This window comes from Nonomuraea sp. NPDC049504 (assembly GCF_040676845.1).
Taxonomy (GTDB): Bacteria; Actinomycetota; Actinomycetes; order Streptosporangiales; family Streptosporangiaceae; genus Nonomuraea; species Nonomuraea salmonea.
Map to the genome: position 1 here is coordinate 22,242 of NZ_JBFAPT010000011.1, position 12,769 is coordinate 35,010.

The window sequence follows — 12,769 nt, forward strand, 5'->3', positions numbered from 1 at the left end:
GACGTCCCGGTGGTGGGCATCGGGCCGGTGTCACAGAGTCATCACCATGATGACGACCAAACAGCGGCGCAGACGCGGCAGGACCAGAGGGCTGGTCATCGGTGTGATGGTGGCGGCGCTCGCGGGAATCACCCCGGCGGCCTCCGCCGCTCAGGACGCGCGGCCGACCTGGCGGGACTGCGCCGGCCAGGGCATACCGGCGGGCATGCAGTGCGCTGCGATCGAGGTACCCGTGAACTGGGCCAAGCCGGACGGGCCGAAGGTCGAACTGGACCTGGCCCGGCTGCCGGCCACAGAGCCCGCGCACCGGATCGGCAGCGTGCTGGGCATCCCCGGCGGTCCCGGGGTCAGCGGGATCGAGGACCTGAAGCGCGCCGCGGCCGACCTCACCGAACTGCGGCGCAGGTTCGACCTCGTCGCCTACAAGCCGCGCACCACCGTGTGGCGTGATCAGATGCCCTCATCCTGCATGCAGCCTGGAACGTCACTGTTCGAGCCCCAGAGCCGCAAGCAGTACGAGGCCTTGGCCGCAGCGATGACCAAAGCCTTCGAAGCCTGCCAGAGCGCGGACAAGACCGGCCTGTTCGCCCACATGGACTCTCTGTCGGTGGCCAGGGACATGGAAGCGGTTCGCGAGGCCCTGGACGAGAAGAAGCTGAGCTTCATGGCCAGCTCCTACGGAGGAGTGGCCGCCGGCGCCTATGCCCGGCTGTTCCCGCAGCGCATCCGCGCCATGTACCTCGACGGCACGATCAACCAGGTCGACGGCTGGCCCGACCAGACGCTACGGACCCTGCCCGTCCTGGAACGTGTCTTCACCCGATTCACCACATGGTGTGCGGACACCCCCGCCTGCGCGTTGCACGGACAGGACGCCGGGGCCGTCTGGCACAAGCTCATTCGAGACGCCGATCGCAGGCCGATCCCGGTCACGTCGTCCGAGTTCGGCAAGGGGAAGCTGACCGGATGGCATCTGCGGAGTTTCGGCTTCATCGGCGACCCCGGACCGGACAGCTCGCGGTGGCTCGCCTTCGCCGCGGCGGTCGACAAGGCTCAAAACGGGGACGGGTCCGGTTTCGCCGATTTCGCTCTCGGCAACGCGCGGATCTGGGCCGCGCCCGGAGCGCTGGCGATGACCTGCGCGGATGACCGTGGCTACCGCAGCTACGCGCAGCTGCAGAAGTTCCGCCGTCAGGCGCGGAAGATCTCGCCGAACTTCGGGGGAGCCGCATTCGACGCGCTCGGATGCACCGGTTGGCCGCTACCGGTCGCCAACCCGTCCCGCCCGCTGCCGACTCGCGGCCTGCCGCCGTTCCTGGGAGTCGGCAGCACGTGGGGCGACTACGTACTGACCGAGAGCTTCACCAGGATGATCCCGGGATCAGTGACCGTCGGCTACGACGGGCCCGGCCATGTCATGTACCTGTCGGGCAAGAAGTGCCCCATCCAGCACGCCACCGCGTACCTGACCGACCTGAGGCCGGCCAAGCCGGGCACCACCTGCCCCCCCGAATGAATCGTCGCCCCGAGCGCGACGCCGGGCGCGTGACCGTCTTTCACGAGGTCGGCCCGGAGAGGTCGAGCCGGTCGAGGTTGAGGAAGTTCGAGCCCATCTCGAGCCGGATCAGGTTGTATCCCCGCGCGAGGGTGACGCCGTCCAGCACGGCCGTGCTCCACGTACCCCAGCCGCCGGTGGACGGGAACGGCTGGCCGGCGGCGACCTGAGCGCCGTTCACGAGGACGCGGCGGGTGGCGTCGCCCGCCCCCGCGGCGTACCGGAAGGTCAGCTTGTGCGCCCCGGCGGAGGCGACGTTCACGTGGAAGGTGAGCGTCTGTCCTGAGCTGTTCCAGCCGGCCAGGTAGCCGCGGCCGCTGTAGCCGGGCTGGCTGCTCTCGCCGCCGATGCCGGCCGGCACCGCGTTCTCGGCCTCGTAGACGCCGTTCTCCGGCTGGAGCCCGGCGTTGCCGTCCGGCTGGACGATCTGCAGCGTGCTGACGGCGGCGGCCGCGGTCAGGCTCTGCAGGTACGTGCTCGGCGCCGGCGCCGACCAGTCAGGCCCCACCAGGTTGTCCGACCTGCGGCGGTGCTGCCACGCCTGGGTGGCGTTGCGCTGCAGGAACGGCAGGTACCGGCGCTGGCCGTGCTCCTTGACGAGCGTGTTGAGCCCGCGGATCAGCCGCGCCTTGAACCCGCCGCCGTCGTTGACGCCCTCCTGCATCACCGTGCCGCCGTTGGTGAGGTAAGTGGTGACCCAGTCGGCCGCCGCGCGGGCGTCGGCCAGGTAGGACGCGGCGCCGGTCGCCTTGTGCAGCGCGGCGGCGGCGCTGATGTAGGTGCCGAAGTTGTAGCTGAAGTCCCATTTGACGAGGGTGCCGGAGCCCTCCAGGTGGTCGTACACGTGGCCGTTGTCCTGGAGGTTGGCCTTGATCCAGGCGAACAGGCCGCGCGCCCGCTCCAGGTAGCTCGCGTCGCCGGTGGCGGCGTAGAGCTTGGTGGCGGTGAGCGCGGCGGGGGCGTTGGTGGCGACGTTCTTCTGGTCGCGCACGCTCCTGCGCCACCAGATGCCGCCGCCGTACGTCGAGTCGTGGAAGGCCCAGATGCGGTCGAACAGCTCCCGCGACCGGTTGAGGTACCTGGCGTCGCGGGTGATCTCGTACGCCCGCGCGCTCGCCAGCGCCCACCAGCCGAGATCGTCGTTGAAGTCGTTCTCGAACTCCGGATAGGCGGCGACGAAACCGGCGTAGACGTCGTCGATCATGCGGCGGTACTCGGCGCTGCGGGTCCGCTCGTAGGCGTCCATCACCAGCTCCCACAGTTGCGCCTCCCACCAGAAGTCGGTGTAGAGGCCGCCCTCCGGCCCGTGCGCGTGCTCGTGGATGCGGCGGTCGCTGTTGGTGTAGAAGTATTTCTTCGCCGGGTCCCAGAAGGTCGTGACGAAGGCCCGCATGGCGGCGTCGGCGTCCGCGGGGACGTGCCGGACGGCGGCTTGAGCGGGCAGGACGGGTTGGACGAGAGCTGCCGACAACAGGACACAGGCAGCCGCGAGTCGTGATCTCACCGGCGCTTCCTTAGTTGAGGTTGTTGTCCTTCAGGACCCGGTCGCCCTGCTGCTGTGCCTGGGCGAGGGCCTGTTGTGCGCTGACCTTGCCCTCCATGAAGAGCTGGAGGTTCGGGATGACCGCCTCCTCCTCCATCGGCGGGTAGCCGGCGCATGCGGGACGGATCTTGGCGTACTGCAGCGTGTCGATGACGGGCTTCCAGAACGGGTCGCCGGAGAAGAACGGATCCTGCGCGGCCTCGACGTTGCCGGGGATGTTCAGGCTGGTCTTGGCCCACAACATGGCGTTGTCCTTCTCGGCCGTCCACCACTTGACGAACTCCCATGCCGCGTCCTGCTGCTTGCCGGCGCGCGGGATCACCAGGCCGAAGCCGCCCATGAGGCTGGCCTGGTCGCCCTGCGGGCCGCTGGGCGGCGGCACGATGCCGAAGTCGAGGTCCTTGCCGTACTTCTTGTACGTGGTGATGTTCCACGGCCCGGTCAGGATCATGGAGACCTTGCCGGTGGCGAAGGCGTCGGTGCCCTCGCCGAGCCCCTTCTCGAAGCCGCTCTGGTAGACGCCCGCCTTGATCATCCGGCTCCACAGGTCGAGCGTCCGCAGGCCCTGGGGGCCGTTGAAGGCGGTGCTGGAGCAGTCGTCGGTGACCATCTGGCCGCCGGCCTGGCGCAGGTACATGCTGAACAGGCCGGTGTCGTCCATGGACAGCCCGGCCCGTACGAGCTTGCCGTCCTCGCGCCTGGTCAGCTTGACCGCGGCCTTCTCCAGCTCGTCCCAGGTGCGCGGCGGCTCGATGCCGGCCTCCTTGAGATGGGCCTTGTTGTAGAACAGCGCGCGGGCGTCGACCGTGAGCGGCAGGCCGTACAGCTTGCCGTCGTGGGTGAGCTCGCGCACGGCCTCGCCATAGAAGCGCTCCTTGGGGATGCCGTCCTTCTTGAGCAGGTCGTCGAGCGGGAGCAGCACGTTCTTGGGTGCGTAGCTCGCGGTGCGCCAGCGGTCCCAGAACATCACGTCGGGGGCCTGGCCCGAGGTGGAGGCGGTGAGGAACTTGGTGAGGATGTCCTCCTGGACGACGTACTCGACCTGAATCTTGGGGTGGGTCTTGTTGAAGGCCGCGGTCATCGTCCTGAACTGCTGCTCGCCTTCCCCCGACCAGTCGCCCCAGAACTTCAGCTTGATGACGCCGTCCGCTGAGGAGGAGGTGGTGCCGGAGGAGGCGCAGCCGGTGGTGATCACCGTCGCGACGGCGAGGGCGGCGGCCGCCAGCCGCCTGGTCAGGGTCGCGTGCATCGGCGGCTCATTCCTTTCGTGAGAGTCATGTCATTGCAGGCCGGAGCCGGTGAAGGCCAGACCCCGGGTGAGGTGGCGCTGCGCGAAGGCGAACAGCAGGAGCGTGGGCGCCATCGCGACGATGGATCCGGCCATGAGCGGCCCGTAGTCGGTCTGCCGGTTGAAGGAGAAGGCGGCCAGGCTCATCTGGATGGTGTTCATGTCGGGGTCGTTGAGCACGATCAGCGGCCAGAGGAAGCCGTTCCAGCCCGCGACGAACGTGAACACCGCGAGCGTGGCCAGCGCGGGCCGGCACAGCGGCAGGTAGATCTTCCAGAAGATGCGGAACTCGGGGCAGCCGTCCACGCGGGCCGCCTCGCCGAGGTCCTTGGGCAGGGACAGGAAGAACTGCCGCATCATGAACACCGCGAACGCGCCGACCGCGCCCGGCAGGATCACCGCCCAGTACGTGTTGAGCAGCCCGATGCCGCCCTGCCCGGCGAGGTCGTTGCCGCCCGCGAGCGGCATGCTGCGGACGATGACGAACGACGGCACCAGCGTCACCACGGCCGGCACCATCATCGACCCCAGCAGCAGCCGGAACAGCACCTTGCTGCCACGGAACGGCAGCCGCGCGAAGGCGTACCCGGCCATCGCCCCGAGCAGCAGGTTGGTGACCACTCCCGCCACGGCCAGCAGCATCGAGTTGGCGAAGTGCCGGGCGAACGGCACCGCGGTGAACGCCGTCCAGTAGTGCTCGAAGGTGATCGAGCTGGGCAGCCACTTGATCGGCAGCGCGATGATCTCGTCGTCCGGCTTGAGCGACGTGCTCAGCGACCACAGGAACGGCAGCAGCATGAACGCCCCGACCACGGTGAGCACCCCGTAGAACAGGGCGATCCTGATCCGCCTGGTGATGGTCATGTCTCGTCACTCCGGTTGATCCGCATGTTGATCACGGTGACCGCCACGATGATGAGGAACAGCGTGAACGCCTGCGCCGAGGCGTAGCCCATCTGCAGCCGGTTGAAGGCGGTCTCGTAGATCTGGTAGACGGGTGTGAGCGTCGAGTTGCCGGGGCCGCCCTTGGTCATCACGTACGCCTGGTCGAACAGCTGGAAGGCGCCGATCAGCGACAGCGTCGTGACGAACAGCGTGGTCAGCCGCAGCTGCGGCCAGGTGACGTGGGCGAACGTCGCCCACCGGCCGGCGCCGTCGAGTGCGGCGGCCTCGTACAGGTGGGCCGGGATGTTCTGCAGCCCGGCGAGGTAGATCAGCATGTTGGAGCCGACGCCCTGCCAGAGCGTGACCAGCACGATCGAGACCATGGCCGTGCTGCTGTCGCCCACCCACGCCGGGCCCTGGATGCCGAAGAAGCCGAGGATCTCGTTGATCGGGCCGTAGTGGCTGTTGAGCATCCACGTCCACACGGTCGCGGCGGCCACCGGCGAGGTCACGACGGGGATGTAGTAGATGGTGCGGAAGACGCCCATCGCCGGCAGCCTGCTGTTGAGCGCCACCGCGAGCAGCAGCGAGGCGGCGATCATCAGCGGCACGAACATCACGCAGTAGAACAGGATGTTCTTGAGCGTGACGAAGAACGTGGTGTCCTCCATCAGCCTGGCGTAGTTCTCCAGGCCGGCCCACGACGGCGGCGTGAACACGTCGTAGCTGGTGAAGCTCAGGCCGAGCGCGCCGGCCACGGGCAGCACGGTGAAGATGACGAACAGCACCATCGGCGGCGTCGCGAACAGGATCCCGGCCCGCGCCTGGTGCCGCGACAGCAGCGAGCGCCCGGGCTTGGCGTGGCCGGGGGAGGCCCGGCCGCCGACCGCGGGCGGGCCGGCGAGCGTCTGGGTCATGGCAACGCCACCTCCATGGCGAACTGCGCGTACAGGCTGTTGGCCCAGCCGAACCAGGGGCGGGTGAACACGCCGGGGTCGTCGGGGTCGAAGCTCTCGTGGATGTAGCCGGTGCCGGCCGTGGTGGCGGCGAGCATGGTCAGCAGCTCCGCCTGCTCGGCCGCGTCGGTGCTGGTCAGGCCCTGCATGGCCAGCGACATCGGCCAGACCTGGCCTGGCTTGGTGTGCGGGCTGCCGACGCCGCGGGCGTGCCGGCCCTCGCTGTAGTACGGGTTGCCCGCGCTGAGCACGAAGGCCCTGGTGTTGCGGTACGTCGGGTCCGTGGCCGGGCGGTAGCCCAGGTAGGGGATGGACAGCAGGCTCGGGACGTTCGCGTCGTCCATCAGCAGGTGGTTGCCGAGGCCGTCGGTCTCGTACGCGTAGATCGGGCCGTGGCGCGGATGGTCGACGATCGCGTACCGGCGGATGCCGTCCTCGATCTGGGCGCGCAGCGCGGCGGCGTCGTCGGCGAGTGCCTGGTCGGCGTAGAAGTCGCGGGCGAAGGCCGCGACGTGGCCGAGCACGGCGACCGCGAACATGTTGGCCGGGACGAGGAAGCCGTGGGTGCAGGCGTCGTCGCTGGGCCGGAACGCCGAGCGGACCATGCCCGTGTAGCCGCACGCGGGGCCGCGTCCTTCGTTGACGAGCGTGTCCGTGGGCTGCTCGGGGTGCGGGCGTTCGAAGCTGTAGGGGGAACTGTCGGGGTGCTGCTCGGCGCGCATGGTGGCGACCGCGACGGCGAGCATGCGGTGCACGTCCTCGTCGAAGACCTCGGTGTCGCCGGTGGCCGTCCAGTAGAGGTGCAGCAGCCTGAGCGGGTGGCACAGGGAGTCGAGCTCCCACTTGCGCTCCCAGACCCAGGGCGTCAGCTCGGTGTGGTCGTCCTGGTGGCCCTGGCCGTCGGGGGTCTCGTTGAAGGCGTTGGCGTACGGGTCGAGCGCGACGTAGCGTGCGTGCCTGCGGATCACCCCGCGGACCATGGCCCGCAGGTCGTCGTCCGCGGCGGCGTGCCGGACGTACGGCTCGATCTGGGCGGCCGAGTCGCGCAGCCACATGGCCGGGATGTCGCCGGTCAGCACGAACGTGGTCCCGTCAGGGAGCCGTTTGACCGTGGTCTCCAGCGTGTTGAGGAAGCACTGCCGGAACATGGCGGCGGCATCGGGGAACCGGGGCGCCAGCAGCGTGCGTACCTGGTCGGCGACGTCGAGCAGCACAGTGGGGACGGCGTTCACGCGTTTCCCTTCGTGAGGTGCGTGAGATGTCATCTGAGGGAAACGTAGGAATCAAGTTGTCATAAGTCAATATGTTTGATGTATCAATCTATAAGATGATATATACCTAGACACGGTGACATACCAAGTGGTGAAGGGGAAGAGTGGCTGCGAGAGGCCCGCTCCTGTACGAGCGGATCATCGATTACCTCCTGGACGAGCTCCGGCGGGGAGCCCTGGCTCCCGGCGACCGCGTCCCCTCGGAGATGGAGCTGGCCGAGCGGTTCGAGGTCAGCCGGATCACCTCGAAAAAGGCGCTGGAGGTGCTGCGCCAGGCCGGTGTCGTGCACCGGATCCGCGGCAAGGGCTCGTTCGTGGCCCAGCAGCCGCCCGACCTCGACGCCCTGGTGCTCTCCCCGGCCGGCGCGGCGGTCCAGGAAGGCGAGCGGGTGCCGGGGACGATCGCCATGATCTATCCGGACGCGTCCGAGGCGTACGGGCTCGAGTTGCTCTGCGCGGTGGAGGAGCGCTGCGCCGAGCGCGGCATCACGCTGGTCATCAAGCGCACCCGCGGCAGCCAGGAAGAGGAGGAGAAGGCCATCGAGTCGATGGTCGACGCCGGGCTCGCCGAAGGGCTGATCGTCTTTCCCGTGCACGGGGAGTACTACAACGCCGGGCTGCTGCGTACCATCCTCGACGGCTACCCGCTCGTCCTCGTCGACCGCTATCTCGCCGGCATCCAGGTGTGCGCCGTGCACACCGACAACGTGGCCGCCGCGCGGGCGCTGACCGAGCGCGTGCTCGACCAGGGGCACCGGCAGGTCGCGTTCGTCTCGCCGCCGCCGGAGAACACCTCCAGCATCGAAGAACGGCTCGAAGGCTTCCGCGCCGCCTTCGCCGGACGCGGCCTGTCCCTCGACAACGCGCGCCAGCTGACCGGCCTGTCCAGCACGCTGCCCGGCGCGTTCACCCAGGAGAACGTGCTCGCCGACGTCGAACGCATCCGCGCCTTCCAGGCCGGCGAGCCCGAGGTGACCGCGTTCGTCGTGTGCGAGTACAACCTGGCCCGCGTCATGAGCCGGGCCATCGCCGGCGCCTCGCCGCGCCCCCTGATCGCCTGCTTCGACTCGCCGCTCGACCCGATCGCCGGGCCGGAATTCCTGCACGTACGCCAGGACCAGCGGGAGATGGGCCGGCAGGCGGTGGACCTGCTGCTCGCCCAGATGCGCGGCGAGCCGGTACCGCCGCGCTCCATCGTCCCCTTCTCGATCGTCGAGCCCAGCTGAACCACGGAGGACCTGTGACGCCCCCTGCCCTCTGGAACGACCGCGCCGAGCTGGCTCAGCGCAGCCTCGACCACTACTTCGCCGCTCCCGGCGACCAGCTCTTCCACAACTGGCACCCGCTGGAGCCGGGCGACGACGACGTCTTCAACTACTGGTGGCTCGCGCACGCCATGGACGTCCGGATCGACGCCTACCGTCGCTCGTCGGACCCGGCCCGGCTCGACCAGGCCACCGCCATCCTGGCCGGCCTCCGCCGCCGCAACGGCGGCGCGCTGTTCAACGACTACTTCGACGACATGCTCTGGCTCGCGCTCGCCACCCTCCGCCTCGCCGAGGCCACCGGCTCCGCCGACCTGCGCGGGGACGCCGTCATGATCTGGCAGCACGTGCTCGACCACGGCTGGAACGACCACGAGGGCGGCGGCATCGCCTGGCGCGTCCAGCAGCCGTACTACAAGAACACACCCGCCAACGCGCCGTTCGTCATCCTGTCGGCCCGGCTGCACCGCGCCACCGGCGAGGCCCGCTACCTCGAGTGGGCGGTCAGGACGATGGACTGGCTGGAGGGCGCGCTGGTGCGGCCCGACGGGTTCGTCGAGGACGGCGTCAACCGGCAGGAGGACCACGCCATCGACGTGCACTGGCGCTTCACGTACAACCAGGGTCTGTACGTCGGCGCGTGCGTCGAGCTCGCCCAGGCCCTCGACAAGGACGACCACCTCGCCCGCGCCGCCCGCACGGCCGAGACCGCGATCACCGAGCTGGCCTCCGACGGCGTCTTCGCCGACGAGGGGGACGGCGGCGACGAGGGCCTGTTCAAGGGCATCTATTACCGGTACGCCCACCTGCTGGTCTCGGTGCACGACGTACCCGACGTCCGCGACTTCCTGCTGGACAGCACCGAACGGTTGTGGGGCTCGTGCGTCCGCGACGGGCTCCTGCTGGCCAGTCAGGACTGGAACCGGCCACCCGGGCCCAAGGTCTCCCTGTCGGCGCAGCTCAGCGCAGTGATGGCGACCGAGGTGTGCGCCGCCCTGGCCACCGCCACGGCCGGCTCAGCGTAGGTGACCGGTGATGATCCACAGATGCCCGAACGGGTCCCGGATCCGGCCCGACCGTTTCCCGTAGGGGCGATTCTCGATCGGAACGACCACCTCGGCGCCGTGAGCGATCATCCGCTCGCCCACGGCGTCCGCATCCTCGATCTCGACCTCAATGAGAACCGGCGAGCCGCCGAGGTCTTCGGGTGATCGCCACCCCCAGGCCCGCACGGCCGGCGACACCCGAAACGATCCCCCCTTGACGCGGTGCTCGATCATGCTCGGCCGGCCGTCCTCGGCCGGGGGAGCGGCGAACACCTGCTCCGCCCCCAGGGCCGCCTGGTAGAAGGCGGAGGCACGAACGGGGTCGGGGACGATGAGACGTGGAGAGAGCATCATGCGTCCATCGTCCTCGCGGTCCGGATCAGGGTCTTGAAGATTTGGGAACGCTCCTCGGCGAACCCGCCTTCCGCGGACCTGGTAGGGCTGGTGCATCGTCAGGCGGCCAAGCCTTCGGTGCGGAGCCACTCCGTCGGGGTGCATCCGGCCATGGCGCGCCACTCCCGCGTGAAGTGTGCCTGGTCGGCGAAGCCTGACTACGCGGCGATCGTCGCCAGGCTGATCGTTTCAGTGCGGGCGGCCGTTGCGAGCGCGCCGCGTGCGGTTTCGAAGCGCAGGAGCCGTTGGTACTCCTTCGGCGTCACACCCAGAGCGGCGCGGACCGTACTGCTCAGGTGGCGGCGGGAGCATCCCAGGAGGCCGGCTGCCTCTTCCACCCTCGCGGTGCTGGACAGCGCCTTCAGCGCGGCTAGATCCCGCCCGTCGGCGTGCCTTTGGTGCCGGGCCCAGCCGGTGAGCAGGGCGTTCTCTACCAGGGTGCGGCGTTGCGGCCACGAGCGGCAGGCGGCCAGTTGCTCGGGCAGGTGCGCCATCGCCGGGGACACGTCCGCGAGGTCCGCGATCTGCCCGCTCAGCTCCGACGCCGGTACGCCCAGCAGTGCTCCGGCTCCCAGCGGGCTGAGCGTGAGCCAGACGCCACGCGTGCCGCCCTGCTGCCGCAGCTCGGCGGCGTCCAGGTGCAGCCCGGCGACGGCGGCGCTGAACCGCTGCGGTGGTTGCGGCCGCTCTAGCCAGGCGATCTCGACCGCGTCCGACTCCGGGATGGTGACGGTGATCGTGGACGAGGGCAGCCCGCGGTGCGCGCTCGGGCCCAGCTCGTACGGGCTCAACGCCACCACGAACGGGGCCAGGGCGTGAGTCATCGCTCCACAGTACGGGTTCCTCGTCGGTGAAAGGATGGGGACATGTACGTCGATGAGGTCGGAAACGCGCAGGCACCGCCCCTTCTGTTACTGCACGGCGGCGGGGTCGCGGGATGGATGTGGCGGCCCGTGGCGGAGCGGCTCGGCGCGAAGGCCCGCATCATCGTCCCCGACCTTCCCGGCCATGGGAACAGCGCGGCAGAGCCGTACCGGTCACACGAGTCCACCGCTCAGGCCCTGGTGAAAGTCCTGGAGGAACGCGCTCCGCACGGCGCCACGGTCGCCGGCTTCTCCCTGGGCGCGCAGCTCACGATCCTGCTCGCCGCGACCCGTCCCGACCTCGTCACCAGTGCCCTCGTGGTGAGCGCGCAGGCGAAGCCGCTGCGGTTCCCCGGGGCGACGCTGGGGCTCCTCGCCGCCACCGCGCCGCTCGCCAGGCAGGAGTGGTTCACGAAGCTGCAGGCCAAGCAGTTGTTCATCCCGGACGAGCTGCTGGCCGACTACGTCCGTGACAGCGCGCGTACGAGCCGGGCGACCCTGCTCGCGAGCGTCGGCGAGAACATCCGCTTCACCCTTCCCGCCGGATGGTCCGAGTTCAAGAATCCGGCGCTGGTGATGGTGGGGGAGCGCGAGCGCGGGTTGATGCACGCCTCCGCCCGTGCCATCCACTCCGCCGCCCCCGGCAGCCGGCTGATCACCGTACCGGACTGCGGCCACGGCATCCCCCTCCAGCGCCCGGACCTGTTCGCCGACCATCACCCCTTCGGCCCGTAAGCCGTCATGAGGACGTACACGACAGCGAGAACTGCGATCCAGACCAGAGCACGCCTGGTCGGCGGCGGCCCGGCCCGCAGCAGCGAGAACCCCAGGGGGATGAAGGCGACGCAGAGACCGCCCACGGCGAGGAAGGACTGCGGGATCTGGGTGCCTTTGAGCGGCCCGAGCGCGAGCATCGCCATCAGACCGAGCGCCACCGACCGCCCCAGCCCCAGGGCACCGGACCGATAGGCGCCGACGGCCAGCACGACCCAGCCGAAGAACGCCGGCCCCGAGATGGCCCTGAACGGATGCCACCGCGTCTCGCCCCAAGCCGTGTAGTAGGCGTCGACACCGTCGAGCATCGTCCGCAGACCGAGACTGTCGGTGAGATGAAAGGCCAGGTGATCGGTCCCGAACTGGAAGATTCTGGTGAACAGACCCACGAGCACCAGACATCCGCCCCACATGCCCCATAGCGGACTGGTGGCGGCGATCCGCTGCGCCAGCGTCACGACCCCCGGCCACAGCATGATGAACCCGGCCGCGAAGCAGGTGTAGGCGGCGGTGATGAGCGCAGGGTGCTGACTGTAGGCGATGAGCTGCTGCGGGACGAAGAAGTGAAACGGCGAACGCAGCAGCGTCCCCGCCATGATCAGTAGAGGCCCGCCGATCAGCGACACCGCACTGACCCACCGCCCAGGGAACGGGTGCTGCCTGCCCAGGTTGGCCTCGGCGTTGGCCTCCCGCCGTTCCCCATCGCTTCGCCGCCATCGCGCCACACGCCGTTGGATGTCGGACACCATTCGATTCCCACCCGTCCTGTCGCTGCCTCCCGGCACGAACGGCCGGGTCCAGCAGCATCGTCGCGAGCAGGGCGAGGTGCGCGCGTCTGCCCCAGGTCGCATCTTTTCCGCCGTTCACAAGCCGGCGCTACGACCCCGGTCAGACGTGAGACCCCCGTCATGGTTCCAGCCGAACCCGTAT

The 12,769-nt window shown here is 69.3% G+C and carries 12 protein-coding genes; 4 read left to right on the top strand and 8 right to left on the bottom strand.

From position 1 onward, the window contains the following. Positions 1–106 precede the first annotated feature (106 nt). On the top strand, positions 107–1,516 hold the full coding sequence (locus AB0K28_RS21555; protein WP_364372629.1) for an alpha/beta fold hydrolase: 1,410 nt from the start codon (positions 107–109) through the stop codon (positions 1,514–1,516). A gap of 40 nt (positions 1,517–1,556) precedes the next feature. Here AB0K28_RS21555 and AB0K28_RS21560 read toward each other — a convergent pair whose 3' ends face one another. From AB0K28_RS21560 to AB0K28_RS21580, 5 genes are read right to left on the bottom strand one after another with little or no spacing between them, the layout of a single operon-like run. After that, on the bottom strand, positions 1,557–3,059 hold the full coding sequence (locus AB0K28_RS21560; protein WP_364372632.1) for a glycoside hydrolase family 76 protein: 1,503 nt from the start codon (positions 3,057–3,059) through the stop codon (positions 1,557–1,559). Between the two features lie 10 nt (positions 3,060–3,069). Continuing rightward, entirely contained in the window at positions 3,070–4,347 is a 1,278-nt protein-coding gene (locus AB0K28_RS21565; protein ID WP_364372635.1) for an ABC transporter substrate-binding protein, read from the bottom strand. A gap of 30 nt (positions 4,348–4,377) precedes the next feature. Beyond that, the gene (locus tag AB0K28_RS21570; protein WP_345406826.1) at positions 4,378–5,250 is read right to left on the bottom strand and encodes a carbohydrate ABC transporter permease; all 873 of its coding nucleotides are present in this window, start codon (positions 5,248–5,250) and stop codon (positions 4,378–4,380) included. Next, complete coding sequence (locus tag AB0K28_RS21575; protein ID WP_364372639.1) at positions 5,247–6,188, bottom strand: sugar ABC transporter permease; 942 nt, start codon at positions 6,186–6,188, stop codon at positions 5,247–5,249. The genes AB0K28_RS21570 and AB0K28_RS21575 overlap by 4 nt, the downstream gene beginning before the upstream one ends. Further along, a complete protein-coding gene (locus AB0K28_RS21580; RefSeq protein ID WP_364372642.1) occupies positions 6,185–7,459 on the bottom strand; it encodes a glycoside hydrolase family 125 protein in 1,275 nt (424 codons plus the stop codon). Before AB0K28_RS21580 ends, AB0K28_RS21575 begins: the two co-directional genes overlap by 4 nt. Before the next feature lie 143 nt (positions 7,460–7,602). Between AB0K28_RS21580 and AB0K28_RS21585 the strand changes: the two genes are divergently transcribed. Both AB0K28_RS21585 and AB0K28_RS21590 read left to right on the top strand, forming a co-directional pair. After that, positions 7,603–8,724, top strand: coding sequence for a substrate-binding domain-containing protein (locus AB0K28_RS21585; RefSeq protein ID WP_364372645.1), 1,122 nt, complete (start codon positions 7,603–7,605; stop codon positions 8,722–8,724). Positions 8,725–8,738: 14 nt separating this feature from the next. Beyond that, positions 8,739–9,788, top strand: coding sequence for a glycoside hydrolase family 76 protein (locus tag AB0K28_RS21590; RefSeq protein WP_345406835.1), 1,050 nt, complete (start codon positions 8,739–8,741; stop codon positions 9,786–9,788). Here AB0K28_RS21590 and AB0K28_RS21595 read toward each other — a convergent pair. Both AB0K28_RS21595 and AB0K28_RS21600 read right to left on the bottom strand, forming a co-directional pair. Then, complete coding sequence (locus AB0K28_RS21595; protein WP_364372648.1) at positions 9,780–10,259, bottom strand: VOC family protein; 480 nt, start codon at positions 10,257–10,259, stop codon at positions 9,780–9,782. The genes AB0K28_RS21590 and AB0K28_RS21595 overlap by 9 nt on opposite strands. Positions 10,260–10,360: 101 nt before the next feature. Continuing rightward, positions 10,361–11,026, bottom strand: coding sequence for an AraC family transcriptional regulator (locus AB0K28_RS21600; protein WP_364372651.1), 666 nt, complete (start codon positions 11,024–11,026; stop codon positions 10,361–10,363). Positions 11,027–11,068: 42 nt separating this feature from the next. Here AB0K28_RS21600 and AB0K28_RS21605 point away from each other — a divergent pair, with 42 nt between their 5' ends. Beyond that, complete coding sequence (locus AB0K28_RS21605; protein WP_364372654.1) at positions 11,069–11,800, top strand: alpha/beta hydrolase; 732 nt, start codon at positions 11,069–11,071, stop codon at positions 11,798–11,800. On the opposite strand, the gene AB0K28_RS21610 is transcribed toward AB0K28_RS21605, so the two are convergent. Beyond that, complete coding sequence (locus AB0K28_RS21610) at positions 11,782–12,465, bottom strand: hypothetical protein (RefSeq protein ID WP_364372657.1); 684 nt, start codon at positions 12,463–12,465, stop codon at positions 11,782–11,784. The genes AB0K28_RS21605 and AB0K28_RS21610 overlap by 19 nt on opposite strands. Positions 12,466–12,769: the final 304 nt, after the last annotated feature.